This is a genomic window from Burkholderia sp. THE68 (genome assembly GCF_009938265.1).
GTDB lineage: Bacteria > Pseudomonadota > Gammaproteobacteria > Burkholderiales > Burkholderiaceae > Caballeronia.
This window is the reverse complement of record NZ_AP022315.1, coordinates 1,240,832-1,265,385: the sequence shown is the minus strand read 5'-3', so window position 1 is coordinate 1,265,385 and position 24,554 is coordinate 1,240,832. Positions and strand designations below refer to the sequence as shown.

The window sequence follows — 24,554 nt, the reverse complement described above, 5'->3', positions numbered from 1 at the left end:
AGTCTTTAAAAGAGAGATTAAGCGGAATGTCGTTTGCGATAGCCGTCGAGGAAGCGCGCGATGCGGTTGACTGAATCCGCGAGATCGTCGACGTTCGGCAGAAAGACCACGCGGAAGTGATCCGGTGTCGGCCAGTTGAAGCCCGTGCCCTGCACCAGCAGCACACGCTCCTCGAGCAGCAGGTCCGTGATGAACTGCTGATCGTCTTGGATCGGGTACATCTTCGGATCGAGCTTCGGAAACATGTAGAGCGCGGCTTGCGGCTTCACGCAGGTCACGCCGGGAATGGCCGTGAGCATGTCGTAGGCGAGCTCGCGCTGCTTGTAGAGACGTCCGCCCGGCACGATCAGGTCGTTGATGCTCTGATAGCCGCCGAGCGCGGTCTGGATCGCGTACTGGCCCGGCACGTTCGGGCACAGGCGCATCGACGCGAGAATGCCGAGACCTTCCAGATAATCCTTCGCGCGGCGGCGGTTCTCTTCGATCAGCCCGGAAATCGCCATCCAGCCCGCGCGATAACCGCACGACCGGTAGCTCTTCGACAAACTGTTGAACGTGACCGTGATCACATCTTCGGACAGCGCGCCCATCGACGTATGCGTCTTGCCGTCGTAGACGATCTTGTCGTAGACCTCGTCCGCGAAAATGATCAGGCCGTGCTCGCGCGCGATCGCGATCAGGTCGCGCAGCAGTTCGTCCGAATACAGCGCACCGGTCGGGTTGTTCGGATTGATGACGACGAGCGCCTTGGTGTTGGGCGTGATTTTCGCGCGGATGTCGTCGAGATCGGGCATCCAGCCGTTGCTCTCGTCGCACATATAGTGGCGCGGCGTGCCCGACGACAGGCTCACTGCAGCCGTCCAGAGCGGATAGTCCGGCGCGGGAAGCAGCACTTCGTCGCCGTCGTTCAGGAGCGCCTGCATCGCCATCACGATGAGCTCGGACGCACCATTGCCGATGTAGATATCGTCCAGTTCGACGCCCGCCACGCCCTTTTGCTGCGTGTAATGCATGATCGCCTTGCGCGCGGCGAACACGCCCTTCGAATCCGAATAGCCCGACGACCCCGGCAGGTTGCGGATCATGTCCTGGATGATCTCGTCCGGCGCTTCGAAGCCAAACGGCGCCAGATTGCCGATATTGAGCTTGATGATGCGATGCCCTTCCTCTTCGAGGCGCTTCGCGTGTTCGAGCACGGGCCCGCGAATGTCGTAGCAGACGTTTTGCAGCTTGTTGGATTTGAGAATCGGTTTCACGGCTGGCGCTCTGGGTCTGGGTGTTGATGCGGACTGGTTTTTCTGATGTCGATCAGGTGCGGCTCGGCGTTCCGGACAGCCAGCCTCGTGCGCGGACGGCGAACGGGCGTTCGATGAAAACCGAGTTTGAAGCCTGAAGGCGGCTCGCCCGGACGACTCGCTCGTTCCCGAGCGCCGAACGATGCATTTTAGACGCCGCGCCAGGTAAGGCATGGGCGATGCGGACCGGATTGCGCGCCGGCGGCGGCTTGTGGCGGCGCGCGGGGGCAACGGACGGCGCACGAGCAAGCCCGGCGGCCGGAAAGTTATAATTTACTGATTATGACTCAGTTCCGCAATGCACCAAAGGAACGCGTCTGCGCGGCCCGAAGTCGACGCGCCAGAAGGTGTGCAGGCTGCTCCCGCCGTCGCGGCGAACGCTGGGTCGTCACCCTTTCCCTTGCCGGATCACTGTTTTGAAACTGCACCAGGATTCCAACAACGCGCTCAACACCATCACGAGCTACGGAGACGGTTTCGTGGCGATCAATCTCGCTCGGCACGAAGGCAGCGTGATCGTCATGCCCGAGATGCCCGTCGCGACATGGCCGGTGTCGTCGTTCGAGGCGCTTGCGCCCGAGCATTTCGACGCGCTCGTCGAGGCCGCGCCCGAGGTCGTCATTTTCGGCAGCGGGTCGCGGCTGCGCTTTCCGCATCCGCGCCTGACGGCGCAACTGGCGAAGCACCGGATCGGCGTCGAGACGATGGATTTTGGCGCGGCCTGCCGCACCTACAACATTCTGATGTCCGAAGGCCGGCGCGTGGCCGCTGCGCTGCTGATCGAAACCTGAGCAGGCCGCTAAGTATTCGTTAAGGAAGCGCTGGCAGACTTGCGCCGCCCGTCCGATCCCGGCGCGCCCTGGACCGCCATGCGTCAATTTTGACGATGGCAGGCCGGGCGTGCGCTACACTCCCGCCCGGCGTCCGCCTTTCCGGGATGCGGCGGGCATTCGCCGGGATGGATTCGGGGCGTCGGTGCAAATCGCGCGGCGTGGCCGATCAATGCGAACTCGCATCGAAAATGCGTGCCTGAGTATGCGCGCGCCCATCGCCCATTTCGTTTCACTAGCGCCGCGCATCGCGGCATCGGACAGGTTGACTTCATGAACGATACGCCTTCGCGGCTACCGCTCACACGTCTTTCGCTCATTCTTCTCGTTCTCGCGCTCGCGATCATCTGGTTCGCGCCGTTGGGCTATCGCCATCTCGTGCCGAGCGACGAAGGCCGCTATGCCGAAATGGCACGCGAGATGTTCGTTACAGGCGACTGGATCACGCCGCGCTATAACGGCTACAAGTATTTCGAGAAGCCGCCGCTGCAAACCTGGGCGAACGCGCTCACGTTCGCCTGGTTCGGCATCGGCGAATGGCAGGCGCGCTTCTATACGGCGCTCACGGGTTTCGCGGGCGTGCTGCTCGTCGGCTACACGGGCGCGCGGGTATTCAACGCGCTGACGGGCTTCGCGGCCGCGGTCATTCTCGCGACCTGCCCGTACTGGAACCTGATGGGTCACTTCAACACGCTCGACATGGCCCTGTCGTTCTGGATGGAGCTGACGCTCTGCGCGCTGCTGCTCGCCCAACGCCCCGGCCTGCCGACGCGCGAAGTCCGTCTGTGGATGTGGCTCTGCTGGGCCGGCATGGGCGCGGCGGTGCTGTCGAAGGGGCTGATCGGGCTGATCCTGCCCGGCGCGACGCTCATTCTCTATTCGCTCGTCGCGCGCGACTGGGCGCTGTGGAAGCGGCTCTATATCGGCAGCGGGCTGATCGTGTTCCTGATCGTGACGGGTCCGTGGTTCGCGCTCGTGCAGATGAAGAACCCCGAGTTCTTCAATTTCTTTTTCATCGTTCAGCAGTTCAAGCGCTATCTGACGCCCGAGCAGAACCGCCCCGGCGCGTTCTATTACTTCGTGCCGGTGCTGATCGTCGGATTTCTGCCGTGGCTGTCGATCACCTTTCAGAGCGTGCGTCACGGCCTGAAGACGCCGCGTCAGCCCAACGGCTTCGCGCCCGTGACGATGCTGCTCGTCTGGTCGGCGTTCATCTTCCTGTTCTTCAGCGCGTCGCACTCGAAGCTCCTGTCCTACATGCTGCCGATCGCGCCGGCGATCGCGCTCGTGATCGGGCTTTATTTGCCGTCGCTGACGAAGACGCGCTACCGCATGCATCTGATCGGCTACGCGGTGTTTCTGATCGCCGCGGCGTTCGGCGCGATCTTCCTCGGCCGCGCGGGCAGCGCAAACACGCCGAATGCGCTCTATCGCGAATTCCAGATCTGGGTGTACGCGGGCCTCGCGGTCGCGTTCGTCGTGACCGTATTCGCGATCTGGCTGAACCGGCGCAGCGTGCTCGCGGGCGCCGCCGGGCTGGGCGCGGCGTGGCTGCTGCTCGGCACGATCGCCGGCTCCGGCCACGACGTGTTCGGCACGCAGAGCTCGGGCGTGAACCTCGTGCCGGCCGTGAAGGCCGCGATGGCGAAGCTGCCGCCCGACACGCCGTTCTATTCGATTGCGAAGCTCGATCACACGATGCCCTTCTACCTCGATCACACGATGATCATGGTCCAGGAAGCCGACGAGCTTACGTTTGGCGTACAGACCGAACCGCAGAAATGGGTGCCGAGCATCGACGAATGGATCAAGTTGTGGGATTCGAAGCGTTACGCGCTCGCACTGATGCCGCCGTCCCGCTACGACGATTTCGTGGCGCGTCACGTGCCGATGCAGGTGATCGCGCGCGACGAGCGCCGCGTGATCGTGGAGAAGCCGCAGCCGTGAGCCTTCTGATCCTTCCCAGCGACGATGTTGCGCCGCACGATCGTTCGGCATTTCGCGACGAACCGAGTATCCTTGTTCCGCATTTGAAAAAGGCGCGATGAACCCGATTTCCTTCACTTGCATCATCATCGGCGTATTGTTGAACGCGTGCGCCCAGCTCCTGCTCAAAGCCGGCGTGAACGCGGTGGGCCATTTCGACCTGACGGCCGCCAATATCGTCCCGGTCGGCTTCAGGATCGCGACCCAGTTGCCCATCATCGGCGGGCTCGCATGCTACGTGCTGAGCGTCGTCGTGTGGATCGTCGGGTTGTCGCGGGTGGATGTGTCGATCGCCTATCCGATGCTCTCGCTCGGCTACGTCGTCAATGCGTTCGCGGCGTGGTATCTGTTCGGCGAGGTGCTGTCGATGCAGCGGCTCGTCGGCATCGGCATCATTCTGATCGGCGTAGTGGTGCTCGCCCGCGGCTGATTCACCGAACCGAAACGTCAACCCGAAGCGTCAACCGGATCAATTCATTTTTTAAGCGCATAGTCCATGACTCAAACAACGCGGCCGTTTCTGCCTTTCGTCAAGCCCGAGATCGATGAAGAGACCATTCAGGGTGTCGTCGACGTGCTGCGCTCGGGCTGGATCACGACCGGCCCGCAGAATCAGCAGTTCGAAGCCGAATTGTCGGCCTATGTAGGCGGCCGCCCGGTGCGCGCGTTTAACTCGGGCACCTGCACGATGGAAATCGGCCTGCGCATCGCGGGCGTCGGGTCGGGCGACGAAGTGATCACCACGCCGATGACCTGGGTGTCGACGGCGAACGTGATTCTCGAAGTGGGCGCGACGCCGGTGTTCGTCGATATCGATCCGGTCACGCGCAACATCGACCTGAACCTGCTCGAACGCGCGATCACGCCGCGCACGAAGGCCATCATGCCGGTCTATCTGGCGGGTTTGCCGGTGGACATGGACCGGCTCTACGAGATCGCGCGCGCCCACAAGCTGCGCGTGATCGAGGACGCCGCGCAGGCGTTCGGCTCGACCTGGAAGGGCGAGCGCATCGGCGCGCTCGGCGACATCGTGTCGTTCAGCTTCCACGCCAACAAGAACGTGACGTCGATCGAAGGTGGCGCGCTCGTGCTCAACAACGAGGACGAAGCGGAACTCGCGCGCAAATACCGGCTGCAGGGCATCACGCGCACGGGCTTCGACGGCATGGACTGCGACGTGCTCGGCGGCAAGTACAACCTGACGGACGTGGCGGCGCGCGTCGGGCTCGGCCAGTTGCGCAGCATCGAACGTTTCACCGAAAAGCGCCGCGAACTCGCGCGCGCCTACTTCGACGCGTTCGAAGGCGGCGCCGCCGTGAAGCTCGGCGTCGGCCTGCCGCCGCGCAATTTCACCGACAGCAACTGGCACATGTTCCAGATCGCGCTGCCGCTCGAGAAGCTGACGCTCACGCGTGCGGAATTCATGGGCGAGATGAAGGAGCGCGGCGTCGGCACGGGCATTCACTATCCGGCGCTGCATCTTTTCACGCTGTATCGCGCGCGCGGCTTCACGGAAGGCATGTTCCCGCATGCGGAGCGCTATGGCGCGTCGACGGTGACATTGCCGCTCTTCACGCTGATGAGCACGGACGATGTCACACACGTCGTGAAAACGATCGACGAGATCTGCGAACAGTTCGCAGGCGATTCGAAGCGCAACGGGTAACCCAGGGACAAGCGGCGCAACATGAGTCATATTGATTTTCCGGCAACTTCCCCCGAGCTTTCAGTGATCATCCCGGTGTACAACGAGGAGGACGGCCTCGCCGCCCTCTTCCAGCGTCTGTATCCGGCGCTGGACGCGCTGAATACGTCGTACGAGGTGATCTTCATCAACGACGGCAGCCGCGACAAATCGGCTGCATTGCTGGCGCAGCAGTTTCACGTGCGGCCCGACACCACGCGCGTCATTCTGCTCAACGGGAATTACGGCCAGCACATGGCGATTCTTGCGGGCTTCGAGCAGTCGCGCGGCGAGATCGTCGTCACGCTCGACGCCGACTTGCAGAATCCGCCCGAGGAAATCGCCAAGCTCGTCGAGAAGATGCGCGAGGGCTACGACTACGTCGGCACGATCCGTCAGCAGCGTCAGGACAGTCTGTGGCGCAAGAAGGCGTCGCGCGCGATGAACCGCCTGCGCGAGCGCATCACCAAGATCAAGATGACCGATCAGGGCTGCATGCTGCGTGCGTACAGCCGGCATATCATCGATACGATCAACCGTTGCGGCGAGATCAACACGTTCATCCCCGCGCTCGCGTACACCTTCGCGCAGAACCCGATCGAAGTCGACGTGGCGCACGAGGAGCGCTTCGCGGGCGAATCGAAGTACTCGCTCTACAGCCTGATCCGCCTGAACTTCGATCTCGTCACCGGCTTTTCGGTCGTGCCGCTGCAATGGCTGTCGTTCATCGGCGTGATTCTGTCGGTCGGCTCGGCGGGTCTGTTCCTGTTGCTGGTGATTCGCCGCTTCATGTTCGGCGCGGAAGTCCAGGGTGTGTTCACCCTCTTCGCCATCACGTTCTTCATGCTCGGCGTGATCATCTTCGCGCTCGGGCTGCTCGGCGAATATATCGGCCGCATCTATCAGCAGGTGCGCGCGCGGCCGCGCTATCTCGTTCAGACGATCCTCGAACAGCGCGACGGCCTGCCTTCCGCCACCAAGCCGCTGCAGGAACCGGTGCAGCGCGTGGCCGTCGTCGGCCGCGAGGAAGACGGCCGATGAAGCCGCGCGCAGTCGTATTCGCCTATCACAACGTCGGCGTACGCTGTCTGCAAGTGCTGCTCGCGCGCGGCGTCGACGTCGCGCTCGTGGTCACGCACGAGGACAGCGCAAGCGAGAATATCTGGTTCGGCAGCGTCGCGCAGGTCGCGGCGGAACATGGCATCGAGACGATCACGCCCGCCGACCCGAAATCGCCCGGGCTCTATGACGCGATCGAAACACTCGCGCCGGACTTCATCTTCTCGTTCTATTACCGGCACATGCTGCCGGTCTCGCTGCTCGGGCTCGCGAGGCGCGGCGCGTACAACATGCACGGCTCGCTGCTGCCGAAATATCGCGGCCGCGTGCCGACCAACTGGGCCGTGCTCAACGGCGAAACCGAAAGCGGCGCGACGCTGCACGAGATGGCGGAGAAGCCCGACGCCGGCGCGATCCTCGCGCAGACGCCCGTGCCCATTCTCCCCGACGACACCGCGGCGCTCGTCTTCGACAAGACCGTCGTCGCCGCCGAGCAGACGCTCTGGCGTGTGCTGCCCGCGCTGCTCGCCGGTGAAGCGCCGCATCTGCCGAACGATCTCGCGTCCGGCAGCTACTATGGCGGGCGCAAGCCCGAAGACGGACGCATCGACTGGGCGCAGCCGGCACAGCGCGTCTACAACCTGATTCGCGCGGTCGCGCCGCCTTATCCGGGCGCGTTCACGGATATCGGCGCGAACCGATTCATCGTCGCGCGGGCGCGGCTCGTGCCTGAAACGGGCGCGCCAGGCGTCTCGCCCGGAAGACTCGGTGAGCTGCGGGGTTTGCCCCCGGGCCTGCGGGTGGCGGATAATGCGCTGTTTGGCGTCTGCGGCGATGGCCGCGTCATCGCCATCCACGAGTTGCGTCATCGGAGGCTCGACGCCGATTCGCAATCCGTGGACGAAGAGCGCCTCGTCGAACCCGCCGAATTCGGCCGCATCATTCAATCCTCTCGTCATTCATGAAAAAAGTTCTCATCCTGGGCGTCAATGGCTTCATCGGCCACCACCTGTCCAAGCGCATCCTCGAAACCACCGACTGGGAAGTGTTCGGGATGGACATGCAAACCGATCGCCTGGGCGACCTCGCGAATCACGAGCGGATGCATTTCTTCGAAGGCGACATCACGATCAACAAGGAGTGGGTCGAGTATCACGTGAAGAAGTGCGACGTGATCCTGCCGCTCGTCGCGATCGCCACGCCCGCGACCTACGTGAAGCAGCCGTTGCGCGTGTTCGAACTCGACTTCGAAGCGAATCTGCCGATCGTGCGTTCGGCGGTGAAGTACGGCAAGCATCTGGTGTTTCCGTCGACCTCCGAGGTGTACGGCATGTGCACGGACGAGCAGTTCGATCCGGAAAACTCCGTCCTGTCCTATGGCCCGATCAACAAGCCGCGCTGGATCTACGCGTGCTCGAAGCAGCTCATGGACCGCGTGATCTGGGGCTACGGCATGGAAGGGCTGAACTTCACCCTGTTCCGCCCGTTCAACTGGATCGGCCCGGGCCTCGACTCCATCTACACGCCGAAGGAAGGTTCGTCGCGCGTGGTCACGCAGTTCCTCGGCCATATCGTGCGGGGCGAGAACATCAGCCTCGTCGACGGCGGCGCGCAGAAGCGCGCGTTCACCGATATCGACGACGGCATCGGCGCGCTGATGAAGATCATCGAGAACAAGAACGGCGTGGCGTCGGGCAAGATCTACAACATCGGCAATCCGACCAACAACTTCTCGGTGCGCGAACTCGCGAACAAGATGCTCGCGCTCGCCAACGAGTTCCCCGAGTACACGGACACCGCGAAGAAGGTGCAGCTCGTCGAGACCTCGTCGGGCGCGTACTACGGCAACGGCTATCAGGACGTGCAGAACCGCGTGCCGAAGATCGACAACACGATGCAGGAGCTCGGCTGGGCGCCGCAAGCGTCCATGGACGACGCGCTGCGCAAGATCTTCGAAGCGTATCGCGGCCATGTGGGCGAAGCCCGCAAGCTCGTCGAGCAGTCGTAAGCAAGGGAACCAGGCGTGGCCCGCATCGTTCTCAAGATCGACGTCGATACGCTGCGCGGCACGCGCGAAGGCGTACCCAACCTCGGGCGCCTGCTCGACAAGTACAGCGCCCGCGCGACGTTCCTCTTCAGCCTCGGCCCCGATCACACCGGCTGGGCGCTACGGCGCGTGTTCCGGCCGGGCTTTCTGAAGAAAGTGTCGCGCACGTCTGTAGTCGAGCACTACGGCGTGAAGACGCTCATGTACGGCGTGCTGCTGCCGGGACCGGATATCGGCCGTGAAGCCGTGTCCGAGATGCGCGCGATCCACGAAGCCGGCTTCGAATGCGGCATCCACACTTGGGATCACGTCTACTGGCAGGACAACGTGCGCGCGCGCGACCGCGCGTGGACAGTCGCGCAGATGCAGCAGAGCCATGCGCGCTTCATCGAGATATTCGGCGGGCCGCCCGTCACGCACGGCGCGGCTGGCTGGCAGATGAACGGCTACGCGTTCGAGCAGATCGATGCGTGGGGCATGCGCTATGCATCCGACGGGCGCGGGCACACGCCGTACATTCCCGTGCTCGACGGCCGCACGCTCGATCACGTCCAGATGCCCACCACGCTGCCGACGCTCGACGAAATCCTGGGCGTGGACGGCGTCGACGAAAGCAGTGTCGCGGCGCGTCTCTTGCGGCACACGGCTAACAACCCGCACGATCAGGTGTTCACGCTGCACGCCGAGCTCGAAGGCCAGAAGCTCGCGCCGGTGTTCGAACAGTTGCTCGCTGGCTGGCGCGCGCAGGGACACACCTTCGCCACCATGGGCGACTACCATGCGACGCTGGACCGCGCGACGCTGCCCACGTACCCTGTGACGTGGGGCGAAATTCCGGGCCGCGCGGGCGAACTGATCGTCCAGCCCGGTTGAATCGGCGCGTGGCGCTTGCGTGGCTCATCGTCGGGTCTCGGCGTTTTTTCTCACCAACAAACCAGAACAACCGGAGAAACTTTCGTGTCAGTCGCAGTCGACCAGCCCGTTCCCGACTTCACCGCACCCGCGACGGGTGGCGAGTTCACGCTTTCGAACCTGCGCGGCAGTAAGGTCGTGCTCTTCTTTTACCCGAAGGACAACACGCCGGGCTGCACGACCGAAAGCCTGCAATTTCGCGACCACTACGACCAGTTCAAGGCGGCGGGCGCGGAAATCGTCGGCATCTCGCGCGACAGCGTGAAGTCGCACGACAACTTCAAGGCGAAGCTGGAACTGCCTTACACGCTGGTTTCGGACGGCGACGAAGCCATCTGCTCGCTCTTCGATGTCATCAAAATGAAGAAAATGTATGGCAAGGAAGTGCGCGGCGTCGAGCGCTCGACTTTCCTCATCGACGCGAAAGGCGTGCTTCGCCGCGAGTTCCGCGGTGTCAAGGTGCCGGGCCACGTAGAGGCTATTGTCGAGGCTGTACAAGCAATTTGAGGCACGCTATATTGGTTCGCAATGAGCGCCTGTCCAGTCCAACCCATTCTTTGTAGCGCGAGCCGCCGTGTGCCTGCCGGCACGGTCGGCATGGATCCGGGCTACGTGGAGACGGCACGGCGCAGGTGCTCCGAAGCAGAAGTCAGCCGCTGGTTCCGGTAGTCGGAACGGCGGCTTTTTTATTGGCGTCGCACAAAAACCACGTCTTGAACGCTGGCGCGCGATGACCAGTGGACGCAACCCCAAGGAGCAGATCGAAACTTAGGCGAACCGGCGATTTCGACAATGAAGCGCGCCGCCGGGCGCAAACTGCGGGAACCGTTGCGCTGCGAGGGCGTACGGGCAGGATGCGACAGGCGGCGCACGATATACGACCCGATTCCTTCGAGGGAACACCATGCCTTTGCCTACCGCCCCGGCCAAGCTCGGCCATCTCCTTCCGGCTGAAGAATACAAGGCCAAAGCCCGGCCTTCGAAACAGTCGAAGAAACAAGCCGCGGCGAGCGATGACGACGCGTACGGCGCGGTCGAAACCGTCGCCGCGGAGCGTCCCGCCACGAACGCCGCGCACACGCTGCGCTCGATCGCGAGCGACGTGCTGACCCAGATTCCGGCCGAACCGCATGTGGAAGCGGCCGCACCGTCGCCTGCGCCCGCCCGCGGCCGAAAATCGAAACAGACCGCGGCGCTGCTGCAGCCGGTGCCGGCCGCGCGCACCGCGCCGGAACCCGTCGAAGCGCGCACGGAGCGCGCCGAAACGCCGGTCGCGCCCGAGGCAGCGGCTCCGTCCGCCGCGAAAGACACGCGCGCGCAGAACAAACGCCGCAAGAGCACGACGGCCGAAGCCGAATTGCGCAAGCTTTTCGTGCTCGACACCAACGTGCTGATGCACGACCCGAGCTCGCTGTTCCGCTTCGAGGAGCACGACGTCTATCTGCCGATGATGACGTTGGAAGAACTCGACAATCACAAGAAAGGCATGTCGGAAGTGGCGCGCAATGCGCGTCAGGTGAGCCGCACGCTCGATGCGCTCGTCGCCAACGCGGGCAAGATGACGGAAGGCATTCCGCTGGCCGCGCAAGGCAACCGGGACGCGCTCGGCCGCCTGTACTTCCAGACGACGCTCACGGACATCGAACCGGTGGAAGGCTTGCCCGTCGGCAAGGCGGACAATCAGATTCTCGGCGTCGTGCGCGCGTTGCAGAAGGAGCGTCCGGATCGTCAGGTCGTGCTGGTGTCGAAAGACATCAACATGCGGATCAAGGCGCATGCGCTCGGGCTGCCGGCGGAAGACTATTTCAACGATCAGGTTCTGGAAGACAAGGACCTGCTCTACTCCGGCGTGCGCGCGCTGCCGCAGGACTTCTGGACCCGGCACGCGAAGGGCATGGAGAGCTGGCAGGACACCAAGACCGGCACGACGTATTACCGCGTGACCGGGCCGCTGTGTCCGTCGATGCTCGTGAACGAGTTCGTGTATCTGGAGCCGCAGAACGGCGAGCCGTCGTTTCACGCGGTGGTGCGCGAGCTGAACGGCAAGACCGCGCTGTTGCAGACGCTGCGCGACTACGGCCATCACAAGAACAACGTGTGGGGCATCACGGCGCGCAACCGTGAGCAGAACTTCGCGCTGAACCTGTTGATGAACCCGGAAGTCGATTTCGTCACGCTGCTCGGTCAGGCGGGCACCGGCAAGACGCTGATGGCGCTCGCCGCCGGCCTCGCGCAAGTGCTCGACGACAAGCGCTACAACGAGATCATCGTGACGCGCGCGACGGTGCCGGTCGGCGAGGACATCGGCTTTCTGCCGGGCACCGAGGAAGAGAAGATGCAGCCGTGGATGGGCGCCTTCGACGACAACCTCGAAGTGCTGCAGAAAACCGACGATGCCGCCGGCGAATGGGGGCGCGCCGCGACGCAGGAGCTGATCCGCTCGCGCCTGAAGGTGAAGAGCATGAACTTCATGCGCGGGCGCACGTTCGTCGACAAGTACGTGATCATCGACGAGGCGCAGAACCTGACGCCGAAGCAGATGAAGACGCTCGTCACGCGCGCGGGTCCGGGCACGAAGATCGTGTGCCTCGGCAACATCGCGCAGATCGACACGCCTTATCTGACCGAAGGCAGTTCGGGGCTCACGTACGTGGTCGATCGCTTCAAGGGCTGGACGCATAGCGGTCACGTGACGCTCGCGCGCGGCGAGCGCTCGCGTCTGGCCGATTACGCGTCCGACATTCTGTAAGCGCCCGGCATTTATTGCGGGTCAGACGGCCCGGTGGAGCGATCCACCGGGCCGTTTTCTTTTCGTCCGACGTTTCCCGCTTGCAACACTTACGGCACAAACTTCATGTAAAACCTCAGGACATCTTGCCGCACGCCCGTTCGGCGGGCTAGTATCGGCACACTGCCCTTCCTGGCGACTTTTTGCTCGCTATCTGCAATGCGTCGAATCTGGCTGCCGCTTCTCGTTACCGTTTTGCTCGCCGCGTGTGGCAGCGCGCCGCAGCAGGTGGCACGTCAGCCTGCCGCCGGTGCGAACGCGAATCGCACTTACAAGCCGCCGGCCGGTTTCCCCACCTTCGTCGATCACAGCGTCGGGCGCGAGGAAATCTCCATCCAGGCGATGTCGCTCGTCGGCGTGCCGTATCGCTGGGGCGGCAATACGCCCGAAGCCGGTTTCGATTGCAGCGGGCTCGTGCGATACGTCGTCGATCGCGCGGCGTCGGTCAATCTGCCGCGCACGACGGCCGAAATGAGTTCGCGTGGCGAATCGATCGAACCGGACGGCGTCGCACCGGGCGATCTGATCTTTTTCAACACGACCGGACGGCCGCATTCGCATGTCGGCATTTATGTGGGCAAGCTGCGCTTCGTGAATGCGCCGTCGACGGGCGGCACCGTGCGGCTCGACTATCTGACCAATCCCTATTGGGCAAAACGGTTCGACGGCATCCGCCGCGTCGCTCCGCCGAAGTCCGCGCCTGCGCCCGCGCCGTTCGATGCGCCGGTTTATCTGGCATCGCCTGTTCCCGCGCCAACGCCAACGCCAACGCCGGCAAACGCCGACGCGTTCGAACCACCGCCCTCCACGCTCACGGCCGCGCAACGCCAGTCGCAAGCCGCAGGCGCGACCGCGCCTCAAGCGGCCGTCGCCACCAGCGCCGCGCCAGATCCGATTCAGGCCGCCGCCGATGCCTTCGAGCCGCCACCTCCGTCATCGAACGCGGCACGCCAGCAGGCGCGCACCGCACAAGCCACAGCCGATCCAACTGAACCGCCCGTGCGCGTGATGCGCGCCTCCACCGGCTCGCTCGCCGCGCCGCGCCCGGCTCCGACCGACGATCCCATCGCCCGCTTCGCGACCGGCACGAACTGACGCGCGCCGCGCGTCTCTGCTATCGTGTTCCGATCATTCGTCGACGGAGCGCAACACCATGGACCTGGGACTCGCGGGCAAGGTCGTCCTGATCACGGGCGGCAGCAAGGGAATCGGATTTGCATGTGCGAAAGCGTTCGCGAGCGAGGGTGCGAAAGTCGCGATCGTCTCGCGCGATGCCGCGAATCTCGCCCGCGCCCGCGAACAACTGGCCAGCGTCGGACATCATATTCATCTCGCGCGCGCTGATTTGCATGAAGCGCACAGCGCCGAAGATGTCGTCGAGGAAGCGAGCGCCGCGCTGGGAGCGATCGACATTCTCATCAACAGCGCCGGCGCGGCCAGACGCTACGATCCCGACACGCTCGACGCCGCCGCCTACAAGGCGGCCATGGATGCGAAATACTTCTCTTATGTCTATCCTCAGCAGGTCGTGCTGAAGCGTATGGCCGAGCGGCTGCGCAACGATCCGAAGGCCGAGCCGGGCGCCATCGTGAATATCGTGGGGATGGGCGGGAAGATCGCGACGGACATCCATATCGCGGGTGGCGCGGCCAATGCGGCGCTGATGCTCAATACCGTCGGTCTCGCGCATCACTACGCGAAGCTCGGCATTCGCATCAACGCGATCAATCCGGGCGCGACGCTCACCGAGCGCGTCGAGGAAGCGCTCGAACTGGAAGCGAAGCGTCAGGGCGTCACGCGCGATCAGGTGCTCGCCGAGAGCCAGGCCAAAGTGCCGCTCGGACGTTACGCGAAGCCTGAGGAAATCGCCGACGTGGCGCTCTTTCTGGCGAGCCGCCGTGCGAGTTACGTATCGGGCGCGATCATTCCGATGGACGGAGTGTCGTCGCCGATCATCTGATGCGCTTCAGCCCCGACGCGATGCGGGGCCGGAGGCAAGGTTCGATGCTTACAGGAACTGGTGGCCGACCCACCAGCCGGCCGCCGCGAGCGCGGCGGAGGCGGGAATCGTCAGAATCCACGCCCACACGATATTGCCCGCGACGCCCCAGCGCACCGCGCTGAACTTCTGCGTCGCGCCGACGCCGACGATCGCGCCGGTGATCGTGTGCGTCGTAGAAACGGGAATGCCGAGGAAGGACGCGACGAACAGCGTGATCGCCCCGCCCGTCTCCGCGCAGAAACCGCCGACCGGTTTCAGCTTGGTGATCTTCTGTCCCATCGTCCGCACGATGCGCCAGCCGCCGAAGAGCGTGCCGAGGCCCATCGACAGATAGCACAGGCCGATGACCCAGACCGGCGGCGCATCGGCGGTTGCCGAGGCATAACCGCTCGCGATCAGCAGCATCCAGATGATGCCGATGGTCTTTTGCGCGTCGTTGCCGCCGTGGCCGAGCGAATAGAGACCGGCCGAGACGAGCTGCATGCGGCGAAAACGCCGGTCGACCTTCGAGGGTGGCGTGCGGAAGTACAGCCACGACACCAACAGCATGAAGAACGAGCCGAGCACGAAGCCGAGCAGCGGCGAGATGAAGATGAACGCGACCGTCTTGAGCAGCCCGTCCCAGTTGAGCGACGCCCAGCCCGACTTGGCGAGCGCCGCGCCGACCAGACCGCCGATCAGCGCGTGCGACGAACTCGACGGAATACCGTAATGCCAGGTGACGATATTCCAGCCGATCGCGCCGACGAGCGCGCCGAAAATCACGTAGTGATCGACGATTTGCGGATCGATCGTGCCCTTGCCGACAGTCGCGGCGACTTTCAGGTGGAAGATGAAATACGCGATGACGTTGAACGCCGCAGCGAACGCGACCGCCTGCTGTGGCTTGAGCACGCCGGTCGAAACGACCGTCGCGATGGAATTGGCGGCGTCGTGAAAGCCGTTCATGAAGTCGAACGCGAGTGCGACTATGACGAGCAAGGCGACTGCCCAGATGGCGAGTTGAATCGAATGCATCGGTTGGTGTTGTTTTGACCGGTCTCGTATTGCGCTGCCGGTTTGTCGTCCCGGTTTTTTGGTGCCCCGCCGCGCGCGGGCCTGCCGCGCGCCGGGGGCTCGGACGGCTTGATCAGGCGTTTTCCAGCACGATGCCTTCGATGATGTTCGCCACGTCTTCACACTTGTCGGTAATCGTCTCGAGAAGCTCGTAGATTGCCTTCAGCTTGATGAGCGTCTTCACGTCGTCTTCCTCGCGGAAGAGCTTCGACATTGCGGAACGCAGCACGCGGTCGGCATCCGACTCCAGACGGTCGATTTCTTCGCAGATCTTCAGAATCTCGCTTGCGCGCTTCATGTCCGCCAGCAATTCGACGGCCTTCTGCACGCGCGTGACGGTGCCCGTGCAGATATGCGCGAGCTGGCTCGCCTCGGACGTCACCGAGCGCACGTCATACAGCGAAATGGCCGTCGCGACGTCCTCCATCAGATCGAGGATGTCGTCCATCGTCGTGATGAGCTTGTGGATTTCGTCGCGGTCGAGCGGCGTGATGAACGTCTTGTGCAGCAAATCGATGGTTTCGTGCGTGAGCTTGTCGGCGCGCTTTTCGTTCGCCTGCACGTTCTGCTTGTGAACCTCGGCGTCGTCGAGGTTATCGATCAGCAGTTCGAGCTCGTGGCTTGCATCGACCATGCATTTCGCGTGCGCGTTGAAGATCTCGAAGAATTTGCCCTCGGTGGGCATGAAACGACCGAACATGAAATTCCCGCTAAGTGGGTCAATTTTGAGACATACATCAAACCGTCATATTGTACCTGCGCACATCAGCCGCCGCACCGCGCGTGCCTGACGCGCGGCTTGTGACAATGCGAGGACTTGACAGCGGATGCGGTAGACGGCTTTTACTCGCCGCCGTAAAAGTTCTGTGCGCCGGCGAAGTTGTCGAACTTCGTGTATTGACCGTGGAAAGTCAGGCGCACTGGCCCGATCGGACCGTTACGCTGCTTGCCGATGATGATTTCGGCGGTGCCCTTGTCGGGGCTGTCGGGATTGTAGACTTCGTCGCGGTAGATGAAGAGGATCACGTCCGCGTCCTGCTCGATAGCGCCCGATTCGCGCAAATCCGACATGATCGGACGTTTGTTCGGCCGCTGTTCGAGACCGCGATTCAACTGCGACAGCGCGATCACCGGCACGTCGAGTTCCTTCGCGAGGCCTTTGAGCGAGCGCGAGATTTCGGAGATTTCGGTTGCGCGGTTTTCGCCGCCGCCCGAGCCCGACATGAGCTGCAGGTAATCGACGATGATCAGGCCGAGCTTGCCGCATTGCCGCGACAGACGGCGCGCGCGCGAGCGCAGCTCCATCGGATTCAGGCCGCCGGTTTCGTCGATGAAAAGTTGCGCCTCGCTCATTTTCTGCACGGCGTGCGTGAGCTTCGGCCAATCTTCGTCCGTGAGACGGCCCGTACGCATGCGGTGCTGATCGAGCCGGCCGACCGAGCCGAGCATACGCATCGTCAGCTGGGTGCCCGGCATTTCCATCGAGAACACCGCGACGGGCAAGCCGTACTCCACCGCGACATATTCGCCGACGTTCATCGAGAACGCGGTTTTACCCATCGACGGGCGGCCCGCGACGATGATCAGTTCGCCGCCGTGCATGCCCGAGGTCATGCGATCGAGATCGACGAAGCCCGTGGGCGTGCCGGTCACATCGCTCGGATTGGCCGTGTGATACAGCGTGTCGATGCGCTCGACGACCTGCGTGAGCAGCGGCCCGATTTCCAGAAAGCCCTGCGTTCCGCGTGCGCCGTCTTCGGCGATGGAGAACACGCGCGCTTCGGCTTCGTCGAGAATCTGACGGACTTCCTTGCCTTGCGGATTGAAGGCGTCGGCGGAGATTTCATCCGCGACCGAGACGAGACGGCGCAGCACGGCGCGATCGCGCACGATCTCCGCATAGCGGCGGATATTCGCTGCGCTGGGCGTGTTCTGTGCGAGCGCGTTCAGATAGGCGAGCCCGCCCACTTCCTCGGCCTTGCCGGCCATCGTGAGCGCTTCGTGGACGGTGATCACGTCCGCCGGGCGCGTCGCCGCGATCAGCTTGCCGATGTGCTCATAGATGATGCGATGGTCATAGCGATAGAAATCGCTCTGATGCATGACATCGGCGATACGGTCCCATGCGGCGTTGTCCAGCAGCAAGCCGCCGATCACGGATTGCTCGGCTTCGATCGAATGCGGCGGGACCTTCAGCGCGTCGAGTTGCGGGTCTTTGGACGGAGCGTTCATGGGGTGGAATTATCAACGAAATGACGCGGTCGTTGTTATGTTCAGACAAACAAAAAAGGCAGGAACCGGCGGGTTTTTACCCTTGGTTCCTGCCCTTCTTTCCTGCTCGCGAGGCGCGAGGCCTCGCCTGAAACTTACGCGTGCTCGCCGAGCACCGACACCGTGACGTCGACGAGGACGTCGGTGTGCAGCGCGACTTGAACTGCGTGGTCGCCGACGATCTTCAGCGGGCCTTGCGGCAGACGCACTTGCGCCTTTTCCACTTCCGCGAAACCTTGCGACTTCAGCGCTTCAGCGATGTCCGCGTTCGTGACCGAACCGAACAGACGGCCGTCGACGCCAGCCTTCTGCGAGATCTGAACGGTAAAACCGCTCAGCTTTTCGCCTTGAGCCTGCGCGGCTGCCAGCTTTTCAGCGGCGACCTTTTCGAGTTCGGCGCGGCGAACTTCGAATTCAGCGATTGCGTCCTTCGTGGCGCGGCGAGCCTTCTTGCCGGGGATCAGGAAGTTGCGTGCGTAGCCGTCCTTGACCTTGACGATATCGCCGAGGTTGCCCAGGTTGACGACCTTTTCCAAAAGAATGATTTGCATTTTTGGCTTTCCTTAGTGCGTCGTCTGATTAGGCCTTGTGCAGGTCGGTGTACGGCAGGAGCGCGAGGAAACGCGCGCGCTTGATTGCCGTGTCGAGCTGGCGCTGATAGTGCGCCTTCGTGCCAGTCAGACGAGCCGGCGTGATCTTGCCGTTTTCGCCGATGAAGTCCTTCAGCGTTTCCGTGTCCTTGTAGTCGATGTACTCGACACCGGCTGCCGTGAAACGGCAGAACTTCTTGCGCTTGAAGAGCGGGTTTTGTTGCTGACGACGCTTGTCGAATTTCTTACCAGTCGGGCGGGGCATGATTAGTCCTTTCCAATGTCCTGCAATTCTGTGATGTGAAACACCAGGGTTCGCGCGTTGCGGCTTTTCTTCGCCAGAAAGCCGGTGAAGCGTGTTTCGACGCCCATCGGACAGCTTTCCAGCCTGCCGCTCGCTTCTCCGGCCGCGACCGCCTGCAGTGTCAGTTCGATCTTTCGGGCGATGCCCGCTTCGACGACTTCTGCCGCGTGTTGCAACGTGCAGCTTGCGATCGGAATGCCGGCCGGCGTGTACCGCACCGGTTCGCGTTCCACGACGCTTGCTGTCAGTTGCAGCCGGTTCACGAGATTAACGTTGTTCCCTGATGGCTTGACAGTTCGAAACTGTCCTTAAGCCTGCGCTTCGGACGGCTGGCTGGCCGCCTTCTTGGCTTCTTCGCGCTGCACTTCCTTCATCATCGGCGACGGGCCGGATTCGGCCTTCTTCATCTTGACGATGAGGTGACGCAGAACGGCGTCGTTGAACTTGAACGCGTGCTCGAGTTCTTCGAGCGTGGTCTGGTCGCATTCGATGTTCATGCAGACGTAGTGAGCCTTCGCGAGTTTCTCGATCATGTAGGCCAGTTGGCGACGGCCCCAGTCCTCGATGCGGTGGATCTGGCCACCGTGCGACGTGATCGTGCCCTTGTAGCGCTCGATCATCGCGGGCACTTGCTCGCTCTGATCGGGGTGCACGATAAATACGATTTCGTAATGACGCATATTCACTCCTTGTGGATATAAGCCACCCGGGCGTCGGACCGGTGCGGCAAGTGAGAAGCCAAAGATTATAGCTTTTTACAGACGCTCACGCAAATGCAATTTCGATCGCGTTTTCAAGCAGTTAGCGCCCGTGCGCGTACTCTGGCTGCGGTTCGCCAGGTAGCGTCAGACGACGGCTCCAGTAACCCGGCTGCGCATAGATTTCCTTAAGATAATCAATGAAGTAGCGCACGCGCGCCGGCACGTAGCGTTGCTGTGGATACACCGCAACGATGTCGTAATCGGGAAGTTCGAACTCGTCGAGCACGGTTTCCAGCTCGCCCGATTCCAGTTGCCGCTGGATCTCCCACGTCGAGCGCCAGCCGAGTCCCAGTCCCTCCGACGCCCAGCGGTGCAGCAATTCGCCGTCGTTGCAATCGAGATTGCCGGTGACGCGCACCGTCACCACCTTGCCGTTGCGCCGGAAGTACCAGCCGCGATTCTGGCCGCCCTGCAGGTTGAACGCGAGGCAGTTGTGATTCGGCAGGTCTTCGAGCGCTTTGGGCCGGCCGTGCTTTTTGAAATAGGCGGGCGTGCCGCACACGACGCGCCGGTTGCCGGCCAGCTTCACCGCGACGAAGTTCGGATCGACCGCCCCGCCGATGCGAATCGACAGATCGTAACCCTCGCGCACCAGATCGACGACGCGGTCGGTCAGATTGAACGACATCTGCAGTTCGGGCTTGTCTGCGAGGAACGCGGGTGCATGCGGCGCGACGTGCATGCGCCCGAACGCCGCCGGCGCCGACACGATCAGATGCCCGCCCACCGCGCGCCGTCCCGCCGCGAGTTCGTTTTCCGCCTGATCCCATTCCGACAGCAGATTCCGGCAGCGGTCGAGAAACGCCGCGCCCTCTTCGCTCACGACGAGCCGCCGCGTCGAGCGATACATCAGTTTCACCCCCAGGCGTTTTTCGAGCGCGTCGATGCGCCGCCCGAGTATCACCGGCGACACGCCCTCCTCCAGCGCCGCCGCGGCGAGGCTCCCCGCCTCGGCCACGCGCACGAAAGTCTCTATCTGCTTGAAGCGGTCCATCTCTCGTCTCCAGCCGCCAGACCGCGCGGAACGGGCATTCCATACTTTTTGTTTGGGAAAAAGCGACTTCGGCTGATCTTATCAAACCTTTTTCACAGACTTAAAGTGCAACGGAACCCTGCTTGAATGCAGACAGCCATTTCGGATCAAGACCCCAGGAAGGAGACAACCATGCCCAAGATGAGAGCCGTCGACGCAGCCGTCCTCGTGCTGGAAAAAGAAGGAATCGATACCGCGTTCGGCGTGCCGGGCGCGGCCATCAACCCGTTCTACTCGGCGATGAAAAAGTCGGGCGGCATCAGCCACGTGCTGGCGCGCCACGTCGAAGGCGCATCGCACATGGCCGAAGGTTATACCCGCGCCGCGCCCGGCAACATCGGCGTTTGCATCGGCACGTCGGGCCCGGCGGGCACGGACATGATCACCGGCCTCTACTCGGCCCAGGCAGATTCGATTCCGATTCTCGCGATCACCGGCCAGGCGCCGCGCGCGCGTCTGTACAAGGAAGACTTCCAGGCCGTCGATATCGAATCGATCGCCAAGCCGGTCACGAAGTGGGCCGTCACCGTGCGCGAACCGGCGCTCGTGCCGCGCGTGTTCCAGCAGGCATTCCATCTGATGCGCTCGGGCCGTCCGGGTCCGGTGCTGGTCGACTTGCCGATCGACGTGCAGCTTGCCGAAATCGAATTCGACATCGACACGTACGAACCGCTGCCGGTCTACAAGCCGAAAGCGACGCGCGCGCAGATCGAAAAGGCGCTGACGATGTTGAACGACGCCGAAAAGCCGTTGATCGTTTCCGGCGGCGGCGTGTTGAACGCAGCGGCGGAAGATCTGCTCGTGCAGTTCGCGGAAACGCTCGGCGTGCCCGTGATTCCGACGCTGATGTCGTGGGGCGCGATCCCCGACGATCACCCGCTGATGGCCGGCATGGTCGGCTTGCAGACGTCGCACCGCTACGGCAACGCGACGATGCTCGCCTCCGACTTCGTGCTCGGCATCGGCAACCGCTGGGCGAACCGCCATACCGGCAGCGTCGAGGTCTACACCAAGGGCCGTAAGTTCGTGCACGTGGATATCGAGCCGACGCAGATCGGCCGCGTGTTCGGACCGGACCTCGGCATCGTGTCGGATGCGAAGGCCGCGCTCGAACTGTTCGTCGAAGTGGCGAAGGAATGGAAGGCCGCCGGCAAGCTGAAGGATCGTGGCGCATGGGTCGCGGACTGCCAGCAGCGCAAGCGCACCATGCTGCGCAAGACGCACTTCGACAACGTGCCGATGAAGCCGCAGCGCGTGTACGAAGAGATGAACCTCGCGTTCGACCGCGACACCTGCTTCGTCACGACGATCGGTCTTTCGCAGATCGCGGGCGCGCAGTTCCTGCACGTGTTCAAGGCGCGCAACTGGATCAACTGCGGCCAGGCCGGCCCGCTCGGCTGGACGATCCCCGCCGCGCTCGGCGTGCGTGCGGCCGATCCGCAACGCAAGATCGTCGCGCTTTCGGGCGACTACGACTTCCAGTTCATGATCGAAGAGCTCGCGGTCGGCGCGCAATTCAAGCTGCCGTACGTGCATGTGGTCGTGAACAACTCGTATCTCGGCCTGATCCGTCAGGCGCAGCGCGGCTTCGACATGGACTACTGCGTGCAGCTCGCGTTCGACAACATCAACGCGCCTGAACTCGAAGGCTATGGCGTGGACCACGTCGCGGTGGCCGAAGGCCTGGGCTGCAAGGCGCTGCGCGTGCACAAGCCGGAAGACATCGCTCCGGCGCTGAAGCAGGCGCAGGCACTGGCCGCCGAACATCAGGTGCCGGTGGTCGTCGAGATGATTCTCGAGCGCGTGACCAACATCGCAATGGGCACCGAGATCGACGCGATCAACGAGTTCGAGGAACTCGCCGAAACGAAGGCGGATGCACCGACCGCCGTCACGCCGCTCGACTGAGCAATGCCGCCGCGCGTTCCCGCAAGGAACGCGCGGGGTATATCCACTGACCGACCATCAGGAAAGAACAATGCCGAAATTTGCCGCGAATTTGACCATGCTGTTCAACGAAGTCCCGTTCCTCGACCGCTTCGCGGCGGCGGCGAACGCGGGTTTCAAGGCGGTCGAGTTCCTGTTCCCGTACGCGTTCTCGATCAGCGATATCCAGACGCGTCTGAAGGACAACGACCTGCAGATCGTGCTGCACAACCTGCCTGCGGGCAACTGGGAAGCGGGCGAGCGCGGCATCGCCTGCCTGCCGGATCGCGTCGCGGAATTCCGCGAAGGCGTGCCGCGCGCGATCGAATATGCGAAGGCGCTGAACGTGCCGCAACTGAACTGCCTCGTCGGCATTCCGACGGCGGGTGTATCGGCGGAACAGGCGCGCGCGACGATCATCGAGAATCTGCGCTTTGCCGCTGAAGCACTCAAGAAAGAAGGCATCAGGTTGCTGGTCGAGCCGTGCAACGGATACGACATTCCGGGCTTCGCGCTGAACCGCTCGAAGGAAGGACTGGACGTGATCCGCGCGGTCGGCTCCGACAACCTGTTTCTGCAGTACGACATCTATCACATGCAGCGCATGGAAGGCGAGCTCGCCGCGACGATCAAAAAGAACCTGCCGCAGATCGCGCACATCCAGCTCGCCGACAACCCCGGCCGCAACGAACCGGGCACGGGCGAGATCAATTACGCGTTCCTGTTCGGGCTGCTCGACGAGATCGGCTATCAAGGCTGGATCGGCTGCGAGTACAAGCCGCTCGACGGCACGGAAGCGGGCCTCGGCTGGCTGCAAAGCATCGGCGGCGTGAAAGCCACGGCTGCCGCTTAAATCTGACACACAGGAGGAGCTCGAAGTATGGCAACGATCGGTTTCATCGGCCTCGGCATCATGGGCGCGCACATGGCGCGCAACCTCATCAAGGGCGGCCACTCGCTCGTCGTGAACGGCAAGTTCCCCGTGCCCGACGACATCCGCGCGCAGACGCAAGTCGTCGCGGATTCGAGCGCGGTTGCGCAAGCAAGCGAGATCGTCATCACGATGGTGCCCGACACGCCCGATGTCGCCAATGTGCTGTTCGCCGACGACGGCGTCGCGAATGGTCTCTCGAAGGGCAAGCTCGTCATCGACATGAGCTCGATCGCCCCGCTCGAGACGCAGGAGTTCGCGAAGAAGATCAACGCGCTCGGCTGCGACTATCTCGACGCGCCGGTTTCCGGCGGCGAAGTCGGCGCGCGTGAAGCGACGCTCACGATCATGGTCGGCGGTCCGGAGAAGTCGTTCAACATCGCGAAGCCGCTTTTCGATCTGATGGGCAAGAACATTTCACTCATCGGCGACAACGGCGCGGGCCAGACCTGCAAGGTCGCGAACCAGATCATCGTCGCGCTGAACATCGAGGCGGTCGCTGAAGCGCTGCTGTTCGCGGCACGCTCGGGCGCCGATCCGGAGCGCGTGCGTAAAGCGCTGATGGGCGGCTTCGCATCGTCGCGCATTCTCGAAGTGCATGGCGAGCGCATGACGAAACGCACGTTCAATCCGGGCTTCCGTATCGAACTGCATCAGAAAGACCTGAACCTCGCGCTCGACGGCGCGCGCAAGATGGGCCTCGCCCTGCCCCACACGGCGAGCGCGCAGCAATTGTTCAGCGTGTGCGCCGCGAACGGCGGCAAGGCGTGGGACCACTCGGCGCTCGTGCGTGCGCTCGAGATCATGTCGAACTTCCAGGTGGCCGATGAGCCGCAGCAAGCCAAGGCTGCTGCGTGATTCGCATCGTCATCTGAACCGTGGGGCGTCCCGCGTATGGGCACGCGGGACAACTGTCGCTCTGGGCTGAGGGCGGCAATAGTGGGGTCCGAGAGCGGCACCCGGCGGTGCGCCGGGTAAGCCTTGGTCGGTCAGACGGTTTGTCGTCGGGTGTCCGCGTCGGATTGTTGCAATTTGCGTCCTACCGCTCACGCATGAGCGGTGCTACAAATCCTTTTGTT

General features: G+C 63.1%; 24 protein-coding genes. 15 read left to right on the top strand and 9 right to left on the bottom strand.

What is annotated here, in order from left to right:
• Window positions 1-17: 17 nt before the first annotated feature.
• Window positions 18-1,256 (bottom strand): pyridoxal phosphate-dependent aminotransferase, encoded by a 1,239-nt coding sequence (locus BTHE68_RS06045; RefSeq protein ID WP_162065569.1) that lies wholly within the window; start codon window positions 1,254-1,256, stop codon window positions 18-20.
• A gap of 455 nt (window positions 1,257-1,711) precedes the next feature.
• On the opposite strand from BTHE68_RS06045, the gene BTHE68_RS06040 reads away from it, so the two are divergent.
• From BTHE68_RS06040 to BTHE68_RS05985, 12 genes are all read left to right on the top strand, one after another.
• Entirely contained in the window at window positions 1,712-2,086 is a 375-nt protein-coding gene (locus BTHE68_RS06040; protein WP_162065568.1) for an Mth938-like domain-containing protein, read from the top strand.
• Window positions 2,087-2,398: 312 nt separating this feature from the next.
• Window positions 2,399-4,072 carry a glycosyltransferase family 39 protein gene (locus tag BTHE68_RS06035; RefSeq protein ID WP_162065567.1) on the top strand — a complete coding sequence of 558 codons (1,674 nt, stop codon included), beginning with the start codon at window positions 2,399-2,401 and terminating at the stop codon, window positions 4,070-4,072.
• Between the two features lie 97 nt (window positions 4,073-4,169).
• Window positions 4,170-4,541 (top strand): SMR family transporter, encoded by a 372-nt coding sequence (locus BTHE68_RS06030; protein WP_162065566.1) that lies wholly within the window; start codon window positions 4,170-4,172, stop codon window positions 4,539-4,541.
• Between the two features lie 66 nt (window positions 4,542-4,607).
• A complete protein-coding gene (locus BTHE68_RS06025) occupies window positions 4,608-5,777 on the top strand; it encodes a DegT/DnrJ/EryC1/StrS family aminotransferase (RefSeq protein ID WP_162065565.1) in 1,170 nt (389 codons plus the stop codon).
• A 21-nt stretch (window positions 5,778-5,798) separates the two neighbouring features.
• A complete protein-coding gene (locus BTHE68_RS06020) occupies window positions 5,799-6,836 on the top strand; it encodes a glycosyltransferase (RefSeq protein WP_162065564.1) in 1,038 nt (345 codons plus the stop codon).
• The gene (locus BTHE68_RS06015) at window positions 6,833-7,819 is read left to right on the top strand and encodes a formyltransferase (RefSeq protein WP_162065563.1); all 987 of its coding nucleotides are present in this window, start codon (window positions 6,833-6,835) and stop codon (window positions 7,817-7,819) included. Before BTHE68_RS06020 ends, BTHE68_RS06015 begins: the two co-directional genes overlap by 4 nt.
• Window positions 7,816-8,862 (top strand): bifunctional UDP-4-keto-pentose/UDP-xylose synthase, encoded by a 1,047-nt coding sequence (locus BTHE68_RS06010; RefSeq protein WP_162065562.1) that lies wholly within the window; start codon window positions 7,816-7,818, stop codon window positions 8,860-8,862. The genes BTHE68_RS06015 and BTHE68_RS06010 overlap by 4 nt, the downstream gene beginning before the upstream one ends.
• 15 nt (window positions 8,863-8,877) lie before the next feature.
• Window positions 8,878-9,774: a polysaccharide deacetylase family protein gene (locus BTHE68_RS06005; protein ID WP_162065561.1), complete on the top strand. Its 897-nt coding sequence runs from the start codon at window positions 8,878-8,880 to the stop codon at window positions 9,772-9,774.
• Between the two features lie 84 nt (window positions 9,775-9,858).
• On the top strand, window positions 9,859-10,320 hold the full coding sequence (locus tag BTHE68_RS06000) for a peroxiredoxin (RefSeq protein WP_162065560.1): 462 nt from the start codon (window positions 9,859-9,861) through the stop codon (window positions 10,318-10,320).
• Between the two features lie 397 nt (window positions 10,321-10,717).
• A complete protein-coding gene (locus BTHE68_RS05995; RefSeq protein WP_162065559.1) occupies window positions 10,718-12,562 on the top strand; it encodes a PhoH family protein in 1,845 nt (614 codons plus the stop codon).
• 198 nt (window positions 12,563-12,760) lie between these two features.
• Window positions 12,761-13,696 carry a C40 family peptidase gene (locus BTHE68_RS05990; RefSeq protein WP_162065558.1) on the top strand — a complete coding sequence of 312 codons (936 nt, stop codon included), beginning with the start codon at window positions 12,761-12,763 and terminating at the stop codon, window positions 13,694-13,696.
• A gap of 58 nt (window positions 13,697-13,754) precedes the next feature.
• Window positions 13,755-14,561: an SDR family oxidoreductase gene (locus BTHE68_RS05985; protein WP_162065557.1), complete on the top strand. Its 807-nt coding sequence runs from the start codon at window positions 13,755-13,757 to the stop codon at window positions 14,559-14,561.
• A gap of 48 nt (window positions 14,562-14,609) precedes the next feature.
• Here the strand turns inward: BTHE68_RS05985 and BTHE68_RS05980 are convergent, their stop codons facing one another.
• The 8 genes from BTHE68_RS05980 to BTHE68_RS05945 form a co-directional block, all read right to left on the bottom strand.
• Entirely contained in the window at window positions 14,610-15,620 is a 1,011-nt protein-coding gene (locus BTHE68_RS05980; protein ID WP_162065556.1) for an inorganic phosphate transporter, read from the bottom strand.
• A 112-nt stretch (window positions 15,621-15,732) separates the two neighbouring features.
• Complete coding sequence (locus tag BTHE68_RS05975; RefSeq protein WP_162065555.1) at window positions 15,733-16,359, bottom strand: DUF47 domain-containing protein; 627 nt, start codon at window positions 16,357-16,359, stop codon at window positions 15,733-15,735.
• A 143-nt stretch (window positions 16,360-16,502) separates the two neighbouring features.
• A complete protein-coding gene (locus tag BTHE68_RS05970) occupies window positions 16,503-17,891 on the bottom strand; it encodes a replicative DNA helicase (protein ID WP_162065554.1) in 1,389 nt (462 codons plus the stop codon).
• A gap of 134 nt (window positions 17,892-18,025) precedes the next feature.
• Window positions 18,026-18,481 carry a 50S ribosomal protein L9 gene (rplI, locus tag BTHE68_RS05965; protein WP_061176181.1) on the bottom strand — a complete coding sequence of 152 codons (456 nt, stop codon included), beginning with the start codon at window positions 18,479-18,481 and terminating at the stop codon, window positions 18,026-18,028.
• Window positions 18,482-18,509: 28 nt separating this feature from the next.
• Window positions 18,510-18,785, bottom strand: a complete 276-nt coding sequence (gene rpsR, locus BTHE68_RS05960; protein WP_007000150.1) for a 30S ribosomal protein S18 — start codon at window positions 18,783-18,785, stop codon at window positions 18,510-18,512.
• A 2-nt stretch (window positions 18,786-18,787) separates the two neighbouring features.
• Window positions 18,788-19,087 carry a primosomal replication protein N gene (priB, locus tag BTHE68_RS05955; protein ID WP_007000151.1) on the bottom strand — a complete coding sequence of 100 codons (300 nt, stop codon included), beginning with the start codon at window positions 19,085-19,087 and terminating at the stop codon, window positions 18,788-18,790.
• A gap of 45 nt (window positions 19,088-19,132) precedes the next feature.
• Window positions 19,133-19,504 carry a 30S ribosomal protein S6 gene (gene rpsF, locus BTHE68_RS05950; protein WP_162065553.1) on the bottom strand — a complete coding sequence of 124 codons (372 nt, stop codon included), beginning with the start codon at window positions 19,502-19,504 and terminating at the stop codon, window positions 19,133-19,135.
• Between the two features lie 121 nt (window positions 19,505-19,625).
• On the bottom strand, window positions 19,626-20,579 hold the full coding sequence (locus BTHE68_RS05945; protein WP_162065552.1) for a LysR family transcriptional regulator: 954 nt from the start codon (window positions 20,577-20,579) through the stop codon (window positions 19,626-19,628).
• A 171-nt stretch (window positions 20,580-20,750) separates the two neighbouring features.
• Here BTHE68_RS05945 and gcl point away from each other — a divergent pair, with 171 nt between their 5' ends.
• From gcl to BTHE68_RS05930, 3 genes are all read left to right on the top strand, one after another.
• Complete coding sequence (gene gcl / locus BTHE68_RS05940; RefSeq protein ID WP_162065551.1) at window positions 20,751-22,526, top strand: glyoxylate carboligase; 1,776 nt, start codon at window positions 20,751-20,753, stop codon at window positions 22,524-22,526.
• Between the two features lie 70 nt (window positions 22,527-22,596).
• Window positions 22,597-23,397 carry a hydroxypyruvate isomerase gene (hyi, locus tag BTHE68_RS05935; protein WP_162065550.1) on the top strand — a complete coding sequence of 267 codons (801 nt, stop codon included), beginning with the start codon at window positions 22,597-22,599 and terminating at the stop codon, window positions 23,395-23,397.
• A 27-nt stretch (window positions 23,398-23,424) separates the two neighbouring features.
• Window positions 23,425-24,333, top strand: coding sequence for a 2-hydroxy-3-oxopropionate reductase (locus BTHE68_RS05930; protein ID WP_162065549.1), 909 nt, complete (start codon window positions 23,425-23,427; stop codon window positions 24,331-24,333).
• Window positions 24,334-24,554: the final 221 nt, after the last annotated feature.